The 15494-nt window shown below is 65.4% G+C and carries 16 protein-coding genes and 1 pseudogene; 6 read left to right on the top strand and 11 right to left on the bottom strand.

Going from position 1 to position 15494, the window contains the following annotated elements; all coding sequences use genetic code 11:
• Nucleotides 1-64 precede the first annotated feature (64 nt).
• Entirely contained in the window at nt 65-352 is a 288-nt protein-coding gene (locus tag CFB34_RS35720) for a DUF1330 domain-containing protein (RefSeq protein ID WP_089444382.1), read from the top strand.
• Between the two features lie 16 nt (nt 353-368).
• The gene (locus tag CFB34_RS35715) at nt 369-704 is read left to right on the top strand and encodes a hypothetical protein (RefSeq protein ID WP_242808760.1); all 336 of its coding nucleotides are present in this window, start codon (nt 369-371) and stop codon (nt 702-704) included.
• 50 nt (nt 705-754) lie between these two features.
• Here CFB34_RS35715 and CFB34_RS35710 read toward each other — a convergent pair whose 3' ends face one another.
• The 5 genes and pseudogenes from CFB34_RS35710 to CFB34_RS35690 form a co-directional block, all read right to left on the bottom strand.
• The gene (locus tag CFB34_RS35710; RefSeq protein WP_089444381.1) at nt 755-1606 is read right to left on the bottom strand and encodes a CoA ester lyase; all 852 of its coding nucleotides are present in this window, start codon (nt 1604-1606) and stop codon (nt 755-757) included.
• 3 nt (nt 1607-1609) lie between these two features.
• The gene (locus CFB34_RS35705) at nt 1610-2809 is read right to left on the bottom strand and encodes a CaiB/BaiF CoA-transferase family protein (protein ID WP_089444380.1); all 1200 of its coding nucleotides are present in this window, start codon (nt 2807-2809) and stop codon (nt 1610-1612) included.
• Between the two features lie 10 nt (nt 2810-2819).
• The gene (locus CFB34_RS35700) at nt 2820-3677 is read right to left on the bottom strand and encodes a MaoC family dehydratase N-terminal domain-containing protein (RefSeq protein WP_089444379.1); all 858 of its coding nucleotides are present in this window, start codon (nt 3675-3677) and stop codon (nt 2820-2822) included.
• A gap of 76 nt (nt 3678-3753) precedes the next feature.
• Nucleotides 3754-3960, bottom strand: a pseudogene (locus tag CFB34_RS35695) (FAD-binding protein); the annotation flags it as partial.
• A gap of 39 nt (nt 3961-3999) precedes the next feature.
• Nucleotides 4000-5172 carry an acyl-CoA dehydrogenase family protein gene (locus tag CFB34_RS35690; protein WP_089444377.1) on the bottom strand — a complete coding sequence of 391 codons (1173 nt, stop codon included), beginning with the start codon at nt 5170-5172 and terminating at the stop codon, nt 4000-4002.
• A gap of 112 nt (nt 5173-5284) precedes the next feature.
• Here CFB34_RS35690 and CFB34_RS35685 point away from each other — a divergent pair, with 112 nt between their 5' ends.
• The gene (locus CFB34_RS35685) at nt 5285-6214 is read left to right on the top strand and encodes a LysR substrate-binding domain-containing protein (RefSeq protein WP_089444376.1); all 930 of its coding nucleotides are present in this window, start codon (nt 5285-5287) and stop codon (nt 6212-6214) included.
• A gap of 162 nt (nt 6215-6376) precedes the next feature.
• Here the strand turns inward: CFB34_RS35685 and CFB34_RS35680 are convergent, their stop codons facing one another.
• Entirely contained in the window at nt 6377-7168 is a 792-nt protein-coding gene (locus tag CFB34_RS35680) for an MHYT domain-containing protein (RefSeq protein WP_089444375.1), read from the bottom strand.
• Nucleotides 7169-7530: 362 nt separating this feature from the next.
• Between CFB34_RS35680 and CFB34_RS35675 the strand changes: the two genes are divergently transcribed.
• Complete coding sequence (locus CFB34_RS35675) at nt 7531-8175, top strand: carbonic anhydrase (RefSeq protein WP_089429778.1); 645 nt, start codon at nt 7531-7533, stop codon at nt 8173-8175.
• A 227-nt stretch (nt 8176-8402) separates the two neighbouring features.
• Here the strand turns inward: CFB34_RS35675 and CFB34_RS35670 are convergent, their stop codons facing one another.
• The gene (locus tag CFB34_RS35670) at nt 8403-9137 is read right to left on the bottom strand and encodes an ABC transporter substrate-binding protein (RefSeq protein WP_089444374.1); all 735 of its coding nucleotides are present in this window, start codon (nt 9135-9137) and stop codon (nt 8403-8405) included.
• A 379-nt stretch (nt 9138-9516) separates the two neighbouring features.
• On the opposite strand from CFB34_RS35670, the gene CFB34_RS35665 reads away from it, so the two are divergent.
• Nucleotides 9517-10962 (top strand): DEAD/DEAH box helicase, encoded by a 1446-nt coding sequence (locus tag CFB34_RS35665; protein WP_179243787.1) that lies wholly within the window; start codon nt 9517-9519, stop codon nt 10960-10962.
• A gap of 371 nt (nt 10963-11333) precedes the next feature.
• Here the strand turns inward: CFB34_RS35665 and CFB34_RS35660 are convergent, their stop codons facing one another.
• On the bottom strand, nt 11334-11753 hold the full coding sequence (locus tag CFB34_RS35660; protein ID WP_081421337.1) for a hypothetical protein: 420 nt from the start codon (nt 11751-11753) through the stop codon (nt 11334-11336).
• A gap of 132 nt (nt 11754-11885) precedes the next feature.
• On the opposite strand from CFB34_RS35660, the gene CFB34_RS35655 reads away from it, so the two are divergent.
• On the top strand, nt 11886-12269 hold the full coding sequence (locus CFB34_RS35655) for an ATP-dependent protease (RefSeq protein ID WP_089444372.1): 384 nt from the start codon (nt 11886-11888) through the stop codon (nt 12267-12269).
• A 221-nt stretch (nt 12270-12490) separates the two neighbouring features.
• Here CFB34_RS35655 and CFB34_RS35650 read toward each other — a convergent pair whose 3' ends face one another.
• The 3 genes from CFB34_RS35650 to CFB34_RS35640 all read right to left on the bottom strand — a co-directional run bounded on the left by CFB34_RS35650 (nt 12491) and on the right by CFB34_RS35640 (nt 15473).
• Nucleotides 12491-12964 carry a DUF6130 family protein gene (locus CFB34_RS35650; protein WP_089444371.1) on the bottom strand — a complete coding sequence of 158 codons (474 nt, stop codon included), beginning with the start codon at nt 12962-12964 and terminating at the stop codon, nt 12491-12493.
• A gap of 201 nt (nt 12965-13165) precedes the next feature.
• Nucleotides 13166-14518 (bottom strand): epoxide hydrolase, encoded by a 1353-nt coding sequence (locus CFB34_RS35645; protein WP_089444370.1) that lies wholly within the window; start codon nt 14516-14518, stop codon nt 13166-13168.
• A gap of 22 nt (nt 14519-14540) precedes the next feature.
• The gene (locus CFB34_RS35640) at nt 14541-15473 is read right to left on the bottom strand and encodes an NAD(P)H-binding protein (RefSeq protein WP_089444369.1); all 933 of its coding nucleotides are present in this window, start codon (nt 15471-15473) and stop codon (nt 14541-14543) included.
• Nucleotides 15474-15494 lie beyond the last annotated feature (21 nt).

Here is a 15494-nt window from a genome sequence, read left to right as displayed (position 1 = left end):
GCCGTTGTCCGGCGGACGATCTCCGGATCGGCCCATCATTCTCGAACGCATCAGGAGCGCAATCTTGGCGACCTATATCGTCTTCACGCATGAAAGCACGCACGATCAGCAGGAACTCGATCTCTACCAGGACAAGGTCGGCGCGACGACCGCCGGCCACCCGTTGAAGGTGCTGGCCGCGTATGGCCCGCAGGAAACGCTCGAGGGCGAAGGCCCGGAAGGGGTGGTGATCGTCGAGTTTCCGTCCAGGGACGCCGCGCACGCGTGGTATGGCAGCCCGGCATATCAGGCCATCGTTCCGCATCGCTTCAAGGGCGCACGCTTTCGGGCCGTGCTGGTCGAAGGCGTCTAACCGGGGGGCGAGCCGCTTGTCGATCGTCGCGGCGACTCCGCCTTCGGCGGGACCGTCGTGTCGCTGTTCAAGGGCGAGCTGGGCCTCCCGCCCGACGGCTTCCCGGCAGCGCTGTCACGCAAAGGTGTCGAAGTGCGAGGCGTCGGCGCCGGATCTCGTCGGCACCTCGGACGGAATCCTGGAGCGGCTGCTGGCCGATCCGGTGGTCGGCCAGGTGCGGGAGTTGCGCGTCGAACTGCCCTACAACCTGCCGTTCGAGAATTATCTGCAGATTCTCGACGATGTCATCACGCATATCGCGCCGGCACGCGGCTGGCGGCCCGCCGATCGGCGCGAACCGGTTGCGGCCTGAGCGGCGGCGCGGATGCGGGCCGATGGAGCGCGCCGCGTAGTCGCGATCGATTATTTCCGCGTACCGGCGATGATCGCCTCGGCCGCCCGGATCACCGGGAGATCGACCATCCGGCCGTCCAGGCTGAAGGCGGCGCCGCCGTGCTTCGCGGCTGCGTCGATCACGCGGCGCGCCCACGCCTGCTCGTCTTCCGAATAACCCATCGCATCGTTTACGCCGGCGACCTGCGCCGGGTGGATGCACAGCTTGCCGCCGAAACCGAACGCGCGCGCACGCCGCGCATCGGCTGTCAGACGCTCGGCATCGTCGGTGCGCGTGGTCACGCCGTCGATTGGCGCGGGCAACTGCGCGCGACGCGACGCGGCCACGATCGCATTGCGCGCAAAGGCCAGCTCCGGCTCGTCGGGCGTCGCGCGCATGCCGAGGTCGAGCTGGAAATCCAGATGCCCGAACGCGACGCGCACGACCTGTGGGTCGCGCGCCAGCGCATCGGCCGCGTCGAGCCCGGCCAGCGATTCGATCAGCGCAACGAGTTGCGCATGCTCGCCGAGCTGCGCCGCAACCTTGCGCAGCGCGCCCGCCTCTTCGGACTTCGGTAGCATCACGACTACGCCTTCCGCGACCCAGTCGCGTAGCAGCGCGATGTCCGCGTCGTGCCACGGCGTGCCGACCGCGTTCACGCGCACGACGGTGCGCGCACGCTGCTCGGCCGTCAGTAGCGGCAGGTGCTGCGCAAGCTGCGCGCGTGCGTCGTCCTTGCTGTCGGGGCTAACGGCATCCTCGAGGTCGACGACGATGCAGTCGGCACCCGAATCGAGCGCCTTCGCAAAGCGCTCGGGGCGGGTGGCCGGCACGAACAGCAGACTGCGTGCGTGATGGGCGGGGGAAAGGGGCTTGGACATGGCTCAGATCACGCCGGCGGCGCGCAGTTGTTCGATATCGGCGTCGGTGCGCCCGAGTTCGCGCAGGATGGCCGAGCTGTGTTCGCCCAGCGCGGGCACCGCGTCCATGCGCACGTCGAAGCTGTCGATCGTGGCGGGCGGCAGCAGCGCCTGCAGTTCGCCGGCCGGCGAGTCGATCGTGCGAAAGCGCTGGCGCGCGTGCAGTTGCGGATGCGTCCAGAGATCGCCGATCTGGTTCACGGCGGCGTTCGCGATCTGCGCTTCGTCGAGCCGCGCGATCACGTCCTGCGCGGTGAGTGTGGAAAACGCCTGTTCAATCACGGCCTTCAGTTCCGCACGGTGTTCCGAGCGGTGCACGTTGGCGTCGAAGCGCGGATCGGTCGCGAGCGCCGGGTCGCGCAGCACGACATCGCAGAAAGCCTTCCATTCGCGCTCGTTCTGCAGGCCGAGCATCACGACGCGGCCGTCGCCGGCCTTGAACGGGCCGTACGGATAGATGGTCGCGTGCGCGGCGCCGTTGCGGCCCGGCTGCTGCTGGCCGTCGTACGCGTAGTACATCGGGAAGCCCATCCACTCGGCCAGCGCCTCGAGCATCGAAATTTCCACGTGCGAGCCGATGCCCGTGACGCCGCGCTGCAGCAGCGCGCTGAGGATGCCCGTGTACGCGTACATGCCCGCCGCGATGTCGGCGATCGAGTTGCCGGCTTTGCAGGGCTCGTCGGCCGTGCCGGTGATCGACAGGAACGCCGCCTCGCTCTGGATCAGCAGGTCGTACGCTTTCTTGTCGCGGTAGGGGCCGTCGGCGCCATAGCCCGAGATGTCGCAGACGATCAGCCGCGGGTGCTTCGCGTGCAGCGCATCGAACGACAGGCCCATGCGCGCGGCCGCGCCGGGCGCGAGGTTCTGCACCAGCACGTCGGCCTGGGCCACGAGTTCGCCCAGCACCGCCTGCGCGGCCGGTTGTTTCAGGTCCAGCGTGAGGCTTTCCTTCGACCGGTTGGTCCACACGAAATGCGACGCGAGACCGCGGGTGCGGTGATCGTACGCCCGCGCGAAATCGCCGACGCCGGGGCGCTCCACCTTGATGACGCGCGCGCCGAGATCGGCGAGCTGGCGCGTGCAGAACGGCGCGGCAATCGCGTGTTCGAGCGTGACGACGGTCATCCCGCTCAGCGGGCCGGGGTGAGCTTTGCGAGCTTGCATGGTCGGATCGTTATTCCAGTTCGGCGCTGGCCTGCATGGCCAGCTGCCCTTGCGGGCCGCGCGCCCACAGGCGCGCGGCAGGTTCTTCGAGCTTGCCGTTCACCGTGAACGGCGCGGTGTCGAACAGCGGGCTGACTGCCTTGAAGTCAAAGGTGCGGACGGTCTTACCGGGGTGTGTGCGGCGCAGTTCCTCCAGCAGCAGCATCGCGATCAACGGGCCGTGCACCACGAGGCCCGGATAGCCCTCTTCCTGCATCGCGTAGGGCCGGTCGTAGTGAATCCGATGGCCGTTGAAGGTGAGCGCGGAAAAGCGCATCAGCAGCACCGGATCGGGCAGGACGATGCGCGAATACTGTTCGTCGGTCGGCGCTGGGGCCGGCTGCGGTGCCGGTATGCCGGCAGTGGCAGGAGGTGGCGCGTCGCGATACACGATGTCCTGTTCTTCGCGGATCGCCATGCCTTGCGCGTCGCCGATCTCATGCAGCACAGTCACGAACACGAGCCGGCCGCTGCGGCCGGACTTGCTCTGCACGCTCAGGATCGTCGACCGGCGCTGCACGGGCGCATCGACGGCCAGCGGGCGCATGAACCGCAGCCGTCCGCCGGCCCACATGCGGCGTGGCAGCGTGACGGGCGGCAGGAAGCCGCCGCGCTGCGGGTGACCGTCGACGCCGATGTTCGACTGTCGCTCGCCCGGCAGGAAGTACAGCCAGTGCCACAGCGGCGGCAGCGTCGCGGGGAGTTCGGATGGGTATGCGTAGTCCAGTGCCGCCTGCAGCAGGCGGATGGGTGCCTGGGTAATCCGGTCGGCGCAGTCAATGCTGTGGCCGATCCACGCGTCGAAGGATTCGGAAGGCGCGACACTCATGGTGTTTCGTGCTCGATGATGGAAGTGTCCGGCAGGCAGCCGGCGCCTGTATTTCCGGTGCCGGCTCCCCTGGCCGTCACCATGCGTTGACCCGTTCTGGCACGGCCTCGAACAGGCCGGTTTCGAGGCTGTAGTCGATCACGATGAAGATCGGTGCTTCGGAATCCTTGTTGATCGCGACGATCACCGCCGAATCCTTCATGCCGGCCAAACACTGGATCGCCACCGAGATACCGACCGCGACGTACCGCTGCGGCGCGACGATCTTGCCGTTCTGGCCGATCGGGGACGAGCATCTTCATGGAGAGGAATCCTTCCGGAATCAGTAGGAACGGGGCAGCTGCAGCACGTGCTCGGCCACATGCCCGAGGATCATGTTGGTGGAAATCGGCGCAACTTGGTAAAGGCGCGTTTCGCGGAACTTGCGCTCCACGTCGTATTCGCAGGCGAAGCCGAAGCCGCCGTGCGTCTGCAGGCAAGCATTGGCCGCTTCCCAGCTTGCCTTCGCCGCCAGGTACTTGGCCATGTTGGCCTCGCCCCCGGCGTTCTGGCGCGCGTCGATCTTCTCGCAGGCGCGCCAGCGCATCAGGTTCGCGGCCTCGAGCTCGATGAACGATTCGGCGAGCGGAAACTGGATGCCCTGGTTCTGCCCGATCGGGCGGCCGAACACCTTGCGCTCGACCGCGTAATCGCGCGCTTTCTCGAGAAACCAGTAGCCGTCGCCGATGCACTCGGCCGCGATCAACGTACGCTCGGCGTTCAGGCCGTCGAAGATCACCTTCAACCCTTTGCCTTCAGTGCCGAGCAGCGCGTCTTCCGGCAGCTCCAGGTTGTCGAAGAACAGCTCGTTGGTCTCGTGATTGACCATGTTGAGGATCGGGCGCACCGTCAGCCCGTTGCCGATCGCCTTGTCCAGCTCGACGATGAAGCACGACAGCCCGTCGCTCTTTTTCTGCACCTGGTCGAGCGGCGTGGTGCGCGCGAGCAGGATCAGCAAGTCGCTGTGCTGAACCCGCGAGATCCACACCTTCTGGCCGTTGATGACCCAGCGGCCGTCCTTCTTCACCGCCGTGGTTTTGAGCTTGGTGGTGTCGCTGCCGGTGGTCGGCTCGGTCACGCCCATCGACTGCACGCGCAGTTCGCCCGCCGCGATGCGCGGCAGGTAGCGCCGCTTCTGCGCGTCGGTGCCGCTGAACACGATGGTGTTCATCACGTACATCTGGCCGTGGCACGCGCCCGAATTGCCGCCGGAGCGGTTGATCTCTTCCATGATGACCGACGCCTCGGCCATCGACAGCCCCGGGCCGCCGTATTCCTGCGGAATCAGCGCGGCCAGCCAGCCGGCCTGCGTGAGGGCCGTGACGAACGCTTCGGGGTAGCCGCGCGCCTCGTCGATCTTGCGGTGGTAGTCGGCCGGAAACTGATTGCACAGGCCGCGTACCGCGTCGCGGATTGCCTGGTACTGGTCGGGGGCGGAAAAAACGGAGGCGCTCATGAATCGTGTCTCGTCATTGGCATGGGTCGAGTCCATAATAAGTTTTGATGGATTTCTTAAACAATAGAATTTCCTGATCGTCGAATCAGTTTTTGGTATCGAGGTATCCGCGATGGATCTCAAGCAATTGCGCGCGTTCGTCACCGTGGCCGAAACGGGCAACGTCACCCGGGCATCGAGCCTGTTGAATCTCGTGCAGCCGGCCGTGTCGCGCCAGCTGCGCCTGCTCGAGGACGACATGGGGACGGAACTGTTCGACCGCAGCCGCCACGGCATGCAGCTCACGCCGTCGGGCAAGACGATGCTCGAATACGCGCGCCGCATCCTCAACGAGGTGGCGCGCGCCAAGGCCGAGATCCAGCCGACCGACGGGCCGGTGGCGGGCAACGTGAGCATCGGGCTGCTGGCCAGCACGTCGGACCTGCTGGCCACGCGGCTGGCGGGCGAGGTGGCGCGGCGCTACCCGCACATCCGGCTACGGCTCACGATCGGCTACGCGGGCCACCTGCAGGACTGGCTCGAAGCGGGCGATGTCGATGCGGCGCTGCTGTACGGGCAGAAGGAGACGCCCGCGCTGCACGTGAAGGCGTTGATCGACGAGAGTCTGTGGGCCGTCGCCGCGCCATCGGCCAAGCTGTCGCACAAGCGGCCGGTGTCGCTGGATCGGGTCGCGCGCGAGCCGTTCATCCTGCCTTCCGCGCCGCAGGGCCTGCGCGCGGCGATCGGGCACGCGGCGGCCGAGGCCGGCGTGACGTTGCAGGTGTTCGCCGAAACCAATGCGCTGAGCGTGCAGAAGGAACTGGTCGCGCAAGGCCACGGCTGGACGATCCTGCCGGCCGTTGGTGTGACGCAGGAGGTCGAGCGCGGCATCCTGAGCGCGGCGCCGCTCGCGTCGCCGGGCGTCCGGCGCACGATCGTGCTCGCGGCGCCCAGCAGCCGGCAGGCCACGGCGCCGGTGCGGTGCGTGGTCGGTGTGCTGCTCGATTGCGTGAAGGCGACGTTCGACCAGGGCGACTGGCCCGATGCGCGCTGGCTGGGCTAGGGCGAGCGTGTTGTCGGGGTGAGCCGCCTCGGATGCGGTCCTACCCCGGCGGGACAGGCCGGCGCGCCGAAGCGGCCGGCCACCCGTGCACCGGATGTGCCGGGCCGGGAGAGCGGGGGAACGGCCCGTTTGACGGGCCCGGATGCAGTCGAGCGTGCGCCGTCAGCGAGTCGGATTCCGTCGATCGAGATGGGTGTTCAACGTTGCCTGAACGCGTTCCCGCGCCTGGGTGTTGATCCTGGCATCCAGCAGCATGATCACGGCGGCGACCAGGAAAATCACCAAGCTGACCGTCACGACGATACCGGCCAGCCACGGCGCGGGGAGATTGGCGAGGGTCGCCGTCGCGTCGCTGCCTCGTTCGAAACTGGCCGCTGCCATGCCGCAATAGTGCATCCCGCACACGGCCACGCCCATGACGATGGCCGAACCGATCTGGCGTGTCCTGCCGAATGTGCTCGGCCTGCGCAGGTCGAAGGCCAGCAACAAGGCGGCGCCGCTCGCGAGGATCGCGATGATGACGGACAGCACGACCAACCAGGGCTGGTATCGAATACCGGCGCAGATGCTCATGGCCTGCATGCCGAGATAGTGCATGCCGGCGACGCCGAGCCCCATGACGATTGCGCTCACGATGAGTTGCGGCCAGTGCAGGGCGAAGCGGGCGAGCGGGACGAAGCCGACCGTCGAAGCCGCAATCGCGATCAGCAAGGACGCGACGGTGGTGGGAATATCGTATCCGACGGCCACCGGCAGGTGAAATGCCAGCATGGCGACGAAATGCATCGACCAGATGCCGAGGCCCATGATGCACCCGCCGAACGCGATCCAGGGCCAGATCGAACGATTCCCGATGAGATTCAGGCGGTCGGAGATATTGAGTGCCGTGAACGATGCGAGGATCGAAAGCAGGCAGGAAAGGACGACGAGCGTCGGGTCGTAGGTGCCGGACATGATCGTTATTCTCGGTTATAGGCTTTTTGGTCGTTTGAGGGCGCCCTGTTTTTGCGAGTGCGCCATCCCCTCGTGTGTCCCGCAAATATACCGAAACCCGGCATCGAATCAAGGGCGCCGCTGCCGACTCAGGGGGGCGTCGGGGCGACGGACATCCCGGGATCGTGCCGGTTTTGCGGTCCCGGGCGGACCGGATCGAATACGCCGTGCGCGCATGGGGCGCGCGGGGGTAGTCCGGCTGGCCGCCGTCCGCGCCGGCCTCATCACGACGTCGCCGATCTGCGATAATGTCGGCCGCCTTGGCGGACGGCAGCGTACGATTTCGTTGCCCGCCCGCCGTGAATTCGTAACAGGAGAGTCCCGTGCGCGACATCATCGACGGCTTCCTGCGCTTTCAGCGCGAGGTCTATCCGCAACGTGTCGAGCTGTTCAAGCAGCTCGCCACCGCCCAAAATCCCAAGGCGCTGTTCGTGACGTGCTCGGACAGCCGCGTGGTGCCCGAGCTGCTGACGCAGCGCGAGCCCGGCGAGCTGTTCGTGATTCGCAACGCCGGCAACATCGTCCCGTCGTACGGACCGGAACCGGGCGGCGTGTCGGCGACCGTCGAGTATGCGGTCGCTGTGCTCGGCGTGCGGGACATCGTCATTTGCGGGCACTCGGATTGCGGCGCGATGGGCGCGATCTCACGGTGTACGTGTCTCGACCATATGCCGGCTGTCGCGAACTGGTTGCGCCATTCCGATGCCGCGAAAGCGATCAATGCCGCGCATCAGTTCGACTCCCCTCGGGACAAGCTGGACGGTCTGGTGCGCGAGAACGTGATCGCGCAGCTCGCCAACCTGCGCACGCATCCGTCGGTTGCGCTCGCGCTCGAGCAAGGGCGCATGAATCTGCACGGTTGGGTCTACGACATCGAGATGGGGCGCATCGACGCACTCGACGGCACCACGCGCCGCTTCGTCCCGTTGAGCGAGTCGCCGGCCACGGTGGCGGTCAAGTCGTACTGAGCGCCGGCGCTTCGTTCCGGCCGGTCGTATCCACCCGGCCGAGTCGGACAATCGAAAGCGCCGATCAGCGGTCCGATCTGTATAGGCAGTCGCGAAGGTCGGTTCCGCCCATGCCCGACGTCTTCATCTCGATCACGGCTTCCTGCACCCGACGCGGCCGCGCGAAGTCGGGCGGCCGTAAAGCGGGGCGATCGCAGCTGTAGATCGCTGCGCAACGCCCCGTGCCGTCACGCTTGCGGCGCGACGGATGCGCCCGAGATGCGATGCCGCCGCAGCGAATCCGCGACGAAGCCTGACGCCTTCATTTCCTCGACGAACGCATTCAATGCCGCCGCGGCCGCTTCGCCGCGGCTCTTCGGCACGCCCATGGCCTGCCGGATCACCATGAACCGCTCGTCGAGCAGGCGCAGGCCGGGCGTTTTAGCGGCGTCGGCCTCGAGCTGCTGCTTCACGCCTGCGGCCACTTCCAGTTGCTGTTCGACGAAGGTCTGCACGACGGCTTGCGACGTCGGCGCACGCACGATCTGCGCGGCCTTCAGTTCGCGCGTGAGGAACAGGTCGTAGGCGCTACCCTTGCCGACGGTCACGCGGTTATCCGGCTGGTCGACGTCCGCGTTCGTGCGGATCGGCGACGCGTCCCGCACCAGATAGAACCCTTCGATCAGCACATACGGCGCCGTGAACGCGACCGTTTCGCCCCGCAGCGGATCGACCGCGAAGAAGCCGAAGTCGGCGCGCTCGTCGGTCAGCGCCTGCACCGATTTGCCGGCAGTGTCGAACACGACCAGTTCCAGCTCGGCCGACAGGCGCTCGGCGAACGCGCGCGCGAGGTCGATCGACACGCCGAACGGTTCGCCCGTCGCCGGGTCGCGGTTCGCGAGGATCGGGTTGCCGAGGTTGATCGACGCGCGCAGCTTGCCGGTCGGCGTGAACGCGGAGAGGACGGAAGGGGCGAGGGGCATGGGAGGCTCGTGGCAGTCGTAGGGGCAGGGTGTGGCGCGCGGCGATGCGCAACCGTGCGTCGGCATCGAGCTTATCACCTGGCTTTCGTCATCGAGCGGCGTCGGGCGGCGCAAGCGTGCCTTCGGCGCCCATCTGGAGCCGCGAGACAGGTGCGTTCCCGTCATCGTGCAGCCCCGACAGCGATGGACGGGCAATGGGATTACGTGGCTGCGAGAGGCGATTTGAAGCGGGAAGAGGGGGCGATTTGCTTGCTTCGCGCCAGCGGCGGCTGTCGGCTGGCTGTGGCGTGGTTCCCTGTCGACGCCGTCCCGCCGGGCGCAGTGGGCCTTGATTCGCCCGGCAACCGCTAGAATTGCGGTTTTAGTCCGGAATACGTCCATGTCTTTTGCCTCGCTCGGCCTGATCGATCCCTTGCTGCGTAACCTGCAGGACCTCAATTACCAGGCCCCTACGCCGGTGCAGGCCAAGGCAATTCCTGCCGTGCTCGGTGGCAAGGACGTGATGGCGGGCGCCCAGACCGGCACCGGCAAGACGGCCGGGTTTGCGCTGCCGCTGCTGCAGCGGCTGGTGCAACACGGCCCGGCGGTGTCCAGCAACCGCGCACGTGTGCTGGTGCTGGTGCCCACGCGTGAACTGGCTGAACAGGTGCTGCAAAGCTTCATCGCGTACGGCAAGGGCCTCGATTTGCGGTTTCTGGCCGCTTACGGCGGCGTGAGCATCAATCCGCAGATGATGAAGTTGCGCAAGGGCGTGGACGTGCTCGTGGCCACGCCGGGCCGTTTGCTGGACCTCAATCGCCAGAACGCGGTGCAGTTCGATCAGGTGCAGACGCTGGTACTGGACGAAGCCGACCGGATGCTGGATCTCGGCTTTGCGCGCGAACTCAACGCCGTCTTTGCCGCGCTGCCCGCGCAGCGTCAGACGCTGCTGTTCTCGGCCACGTTTACCGACGATATCCGCGCGATGGCGGCGACGATTCTGCGCAGTCCGGTCAACATCAGCGTCAGTCCGCCCAATGCCACGGCCAGCAAGATCAAGCAGTGGGTGGTGACGGTGGACAAGCGGAACAAGCCCGATCTTTTCATGCACCTCGTGGCCGAGAACAAGTGGGAGCATGCGCTGGTGTTCGTCAAGACGCGCAACGGCGTGGATTACCTGGCGGCGATGCTGGACGAAGCGGGCTATGCAGTCGACACCATTCACGGCGACAAGCCGCAACCGGCGCGCCTGCGTGCGCTGGAGCGCTTCAAGACGGGCGAAGTCCAGATGCTGGTGGCCACCGATGTGGCGGCGCGCGGGCTGGATATCGACGACCTGCCGCTCGTGATCAACGTCGACCTGCCGATCGTGGCGCAAGACTATGTGCACCGCATCGGCCGTACCGGCCGCGCGGGCGCCAGTGGCGTGGCGGTGTCGCTGGTGTGTGCGGATGAAGCGCCGCAACTGGCCGCGATCGAGGCGCTGATCAAGCAAACGCTGCGCCGCGAGGAAGAGCCGGGTTTCGAGGCCGAACACCGCGTGCCGGAAACCAGCGCGACGGGCCAGATCATCAAGAAACCCAAAAAGCCGAAGAAGCCGAAAGTGCCGCAAGCTGCGTCGGCGGCCATGCCGGTGGCGGGTAAGAAGCCGCGTCCGCAAGGCGGCGAGAACAAGCGCAAGGCTGCGGTGCCGCACGCGAAGCCGGCCAGTAACGGACCGGACTACACCATCGGCAGCCCGTTCAGCGTGCAGAAGCCGCGTGGCAAATCTGCCGGCAAGCCGGCGGCGGGCGCGCGCAAGCCGGCTGGCAAACCCGCGGGTGCCCGCGGGAAACGTCCGTCCTGATGCGTGGGGATGCCGCTCGCCAGCCATTGAGTCTGGCTGGCGGCTCGGCGGCTGAAGGCAGCCTCGAGCGTGTGACGTCGTCGGGTTGAATCTGCAGCCAATTGCGATCCGTCGGCGCAAATTTCAGGACTACCGTTTCAGGCTGAAACGGAAGGTTCAGGAAAGTCCGCCGGGACGAGCGCCTGTTGCTGATGCCAGGGCGGCGGTGAGGATTCGCGCTGCAAAGGCGGATCGAGAGACTGGACGAATTGCCGGGAAACCTGTTCGACTGTTTGCTGCGGCGACAGCGGGTGCGAGCATCGCCGGTGAAGCCTGGGTCCTGCAATCCGCTCCCCAGCCTTGCGGCATTCTGCCCCGCTATTGGTGCGGCCTTACTGCCATTCACCGGGATGACAGATCACCCAACCGGGAAGATAGCTATCCATGTCCGTATGGCCCCAGCACCAGTTGTGCTGGTGGAGGGTCTTCATCAGTTGTTCGCGTTGTGCGCAGGCGCTTCCCGGTGCATATTGCCCGTCAGGCAACAATTTGGGTGCCGGGCCGTTCCGGCATTTGTCATTGGCGACTTCTTCCTGATGCATCAATGCCTGGACGTCGGCGGGAATGGTGCGCGCCAACGTGGCCTTGTATTCGATGCAGGCTGGCGCCTTCGGATCGTTGGACTTGCGGGCACATTGGGACTGAAGCTTGTCGATACTTCTCGATACTTCGGGTGGATACGTCTCGGCGTGCGCCGCAGCAAGACATCCAGCCATCAGCAGACAGGCGGCAAGTGATCTGATCAAAATCATTTCGCGTATGACACGATGTATCCGGTAGCTCGGGAACGGGCGAATTATGGCATGTGCGTGCGGTCCGTATTCGAGGCGCTTGCCCGGGTGCGACCCGTGCGATGATGTGCGTTGAACGACATGAGAGATGGAATGACGACACCATTCGACGAGGCGACAACGGCGGCGATCGCCGCGTTTGCCCAACTGGATTTCTACACGGCGTTGCAGGCGATGCGCGCCGAGGCCGACTACGACCGCGAACGGGACCAGTGGATCTCGCGCTATATCGACGAGCACGGCGGCGGCGCGGACGATGCCGAATACGACGCGTTGCACGCGCGGGCCCAGGCAACCCCGGAATACGCGCAGTTCATCGACGCGGCTCGGCGGGAAATCCTGGAATACTTCGACGTGACCGACGATCAACTGGACTGGATGGTCGTGCTGCGCGACGACGACAGCGATGAGCTTTGGGCGGAGGTCAACCGGCAGCGGACCGCGCTGGGAACCGGTGAAGTGCGCGGAGATCTCTGATCGTTGCTTGCCATTGGAGTCGCAGGTCGTGCCGGGCCGGCCACCGGCAAGCTGCCCCGCGTGCAGGCCAGCGACACGCTGACGGCGACTGGCAAGTGTCCGCGTTCGCCGTCCAGTAAACCGGATTGACGCCGATGTTCGACAGCGAAGCCGGCATGAAAATTCAGGATGCGTCGGGCGTCATTCGTGACGGACTAACGGAGCGGCTCTTGTCATCACCTTCAGTGTGAATGAGACGAGCCCTCCGGGACAGTGAACGTCACCGTCTTCCTGCACTCGGTGCATCCGGCGAACAGGTGGTGTTGAGCGTCGACCAACTCGACAAGCATCTTGTGCTGACCGGGTGGCAGACCCGCCACGCTGATCGTATTGACATTGTTCGCTTCTACCCAACCCCAGGGCAGGTCGTCGATGTGTACGTGCAGATGCCCGATTCGGGGAGAAACGTTGAGGGCGCCTGGCCCGAACACCGGAACGATATGCACGTTCTCCACCCGGTATCGGATCCAGACGATGCCGTGAGCCAGTCCTGGAGCAAGCGGCGTGGGATCCACCATCAGTCTGGGTGGTGGCTCGTTATCGATGGCGACGTACGGTGAGGCCACGCCTACCTCCGCCGCGCTCTGGGCGAAGGCGTTCGTCGCGAGCACGGTAGTAGCCGCGACCGCGGCAAGCGTCTTGATCAGCTTGTTCATTTTCGTTCTCACTATCTGATCCCCAAGGGGACGGTTTTCGGTCAACCTGGCCAGAATTCGCCGAGGGTGTCATGGCGGGTGCACGCGCGGCCCCGAGGTCAAACCCAGCGGCAGATCCATGTGAACGACATCGCATGAACCCGACCAGCACGATTACATCGAGGAGCGCTCCGACGCACGCGTGTCGGAGCGCTTCGCCCTTCAGGCGCGTAACGGCCTCAATCCCGCGCGCACTTCGTTCGCGAAGATCGTCGGTTCTTCCCATGCCGCGAAGTGCCCGCCCGTTTGGGGTTTGTTGAAGTAAATCAGGTTGTGATAGGCCTTTTCGGTCCAGCTCTTCGGCGCCTGGTAGTTTTCTCCTGGAAAGGCGCTGATCGCGGCTGGCACGTTGACGTCGGCCGCGAGGAAGAAATTCGCGTGCGACTCCCAATAGAAGCGCGCCGCCGAGATGCCGGTGTTGGTCAGCCAGTAAAGCGTGATGTCGTCGAGTATGTCGTCTCGCGTCAGCGCGCCTGCTGAATGACCGTTGACGGGATGGCCGAGCACGGCTGCGCTCAACGCCGCCGCGGGCTGGCCGTAGCCGTCGCCGTGGTCGAGTAGCCAGGAAGCCAGCGCGACGGGAGAATCGGCGAGTCCGTACAGCGTCTGCGGGCGCGTGCCCATTTCGAAAGCGTAGCCGCGCTTCTTTTTGAAGTTGGCACTCAATTGCTCGTACGCATGCTGTTCGTCGTCCGACAAGCCGGCAGGCATCGCGTCGCCCGCGGCCAGCGACTTCAGGATGTCCGGCGGAACGGAGGCAGGGAAGTTCACATGAATGCCGATCAGTTCGGGCGGCGCCTGTTTGGCCATGATGTTCGTGACGATCCCGCCGAGATCGCCGCCCTGCGAAGCAAAGCGCTGATAGCCGAGGCGCTTCATCAATGTGACCCACGCGCGCGCGGTGCGCTCCGGTCCCCAGCCCGTTGTGGTTGGTCTCGCCGAAAAGCCGTAACCGGGCAATGACGGGATCACGAGATGAAAGGCATCCGAAGCCGGCGCGCCGTACGACGTCGGATTGACGAGCGGGTCGATGATCTTGAACTGTTCGATGATCGAGCCGGGCCAGCCGTGAGTCACAATCAACGGCATCGCGTTTTCGTGCTTCGACCGCACGTGGATGAAATGGATATCGAGTCCGTCGATCTCGGTGATGAACTGCGCATACGAATTCAGACGCGCTTCGCATTTGCGCCAGTCGTAGCCGGTTGCCCAATATTGCGCGAGTCCCTGAATCGTGGCGAGCTGAATGCCCTGTGACTCGTCGGGCACCGTCTCGCGATCCGGCCAGCGCGTGGCCTTGATGCGGCGCCGCATGTCGACGAGCTGCGAGTCGGGGACATGAACGCGGAACGGCCGGATCGCCGTCTTGTCGCCGTTCGCGGGTTCGGTGATCTTGCCGAGTGCGCGGGGCGTTTCCGCGAGGGCAAGCCGGCTCAGCGAGGCTGCCGCGAGCGTCGCGGCCGCCATACCGACAAAGTGCCGGCGCGATGAGGATTGGGGCGTGTCTTTTGACATGGGATCGGTCTCCTGCCCTGGATCAGCGTGTTGTGTTGCGCGTGAACGCTGCGATGTGCAGATTCACGAAGTCGTACATGCTCATGGGTTTGCGGCCCGTGAGTTCGAACAGGTCGTTCGTGATGCGGTCATACCGCCCCTGAACGTGCAGGTCGGCCATCACGGCCAGATGATCGACGACGTGAGCTGGAATGCCGAGTTCGCGTAATTTGTCCGACCATGGCGCGACAGGCACATTCCGGTAACGGATGGGCCGGCCGAGCGCGTGCGAAAAGACGCGCGCGGCGTGCTCGAGATCGGTTGATTCGAGACCCGTCAGGTTATAAATCCTGCCGATATGCGGCGCCGGGTCTTCGAGAATCACCGATACGGCATGTGCGACGTCAACGGCTGAAATGGGCGAAGTCCTGCTATTGCCGAGCGGCAGTGCGAGTTCGTCGTTGTCGCGCACGCCGGTTGCGCCAAGCGTCAGGAAGAAGGTTTCGAGAAACGCCGTGGGCCGTACCGTGACGACGGGCAGCCCCGACCACTGCAAGACCTGCTCGGCGAGCCAGTGCAGCTTGTGCTGGGGACTGTCGGTGGTTTCCGTGATGCTCATTTCCGTGACCGTCATCTGCGACATGTTCACGATGGCTTCGACACCATGATGACGTGCAACCGCGGCAAAATTGACGGTCGCTTCGAGATAGGCTGGAGAGACGGACATGCCGAAATAGACGCGCGAACAACCTTCGATCGCACGGTGCATCGAGGCGAGATCGGTCAGATCGCCGACCATGACTTCGGCGCCAAGGCGGCGCAACTCGTCCGCTCGTTCGTCCTCTTTGCGGACCAGCGCCCGCACTTTATAGCCCTTCGCAAGCAATGACGTCGTGACGTTGCGGCCAATGCCGCCAATTGCGCCTCCGGCACCCGTCACGAGAATGGGCCGATCATGGGCAGGTTTCGTTGTCATATCACATCCTTTCAAGGAAAA

It is taken from the genome of Burkholderia sp. HI4860 (assembly GCF_002223045.2).
Taxonomy (GTDB): Bacteria; Pseudomonadota; Gammaproteobacteria; order Burkholderiales; family Burkholderiaceae; genus Burkholderia.
Note: the sequence above shows the minus strand (reverse complement) of the source record. Positions and strands in the feature narration are given on the sequence as shown.

Coding starts and splice junctions, on each gene's coding strand:
- CFB34_RS35700 (WP_089444379.1), bottom strand. CDS start 3,677: ATGAGTGTCGCGCCTTCCGAATCCTTCGACGCGTGGATCGGCCACAGC.
- CFB34_RS35680 (WP_089444375.1), bottom strand. CDS start 7,168: ATGTCCGGCACCTACGACCCGACGCTCGTCGTCCTTTCCTGCCTGCTT.
- CFB34_RS35685 (WP_089444376.1), top strand. CDS start 5,285: ATGGATCTCAAGCAATTGCGCGCGTTCGTCACCGTGGCCGAAACGGGC.
- CFB34_RS35705 (WP_089444380.1), bottom strand. CDS start 2,809: ATGCAAGCTCGCAAAGCTCACCCCGGCCCGCTGAGCGGGATGACCGTC.
- CFB34_RS35655 (WP_089444372.1), top strand. CDS start 11,886: ATGACGACACCATTCGACGAGGCGACAACGGCGGCGATCGCCGCGTTT.
- CFB34_RS35650 (WP_089444371.1), bottom strand. CDS start 12,964: ATGAACAAGCTGATCAAGACGCTTGCCGCGGTCGCGGCTACTACCGTG.
- CFB34_RS35690 (WP_089444377.1), bottom strand. CDS start 5,172: ATGAGCGCCTCCGTTTTTTCCGCCCCCGACCAGTACCAGGCAATCCGC.
- CFB34_RS35645 (WP_089444370.1), bottom strand. CDS start 14,518: ATGTCAAAAGACACGCCCCAATCCTCATCGCGCCGGCACTTTGTCGGT.
- CFB34_RS35670 (WP_089444374.1), bottom strand. CDS start 9,137: ATGCCCCTCGCCCCTTCCGTCCTCTCCGCGTTCACGCCGACCGGCAAG.
- CFB34_RS35665 (WP_179243787.1), top strand. CDS start 9,517: ATGTCTTTTGCCTCGCTCGGCCTGATCGATCCCTTGCTGCGTAACCTG.
- CFB34_RS35640 (WP_089444369.1), bottom strand. CDS start 15,473: ATGACAACGAAACCTGCCCATGATCGGCCCATTCTCGTGACGGGTGCC.
- CFB34_RS35660 (WP_081421337.1), bottom strand. CDS start 11,753: ATGATTTTGATCAGATCACTTGCCGCCTGTCTGCTGATGGCTGGATGT.
- CFB34_RS35710 (WP_089444381.1), bottom strand. CDS start 1,606: ATGTCCAAGCCCCTTTCCCCCGCCCATCACGCACGCAGTCTGCTGTTC.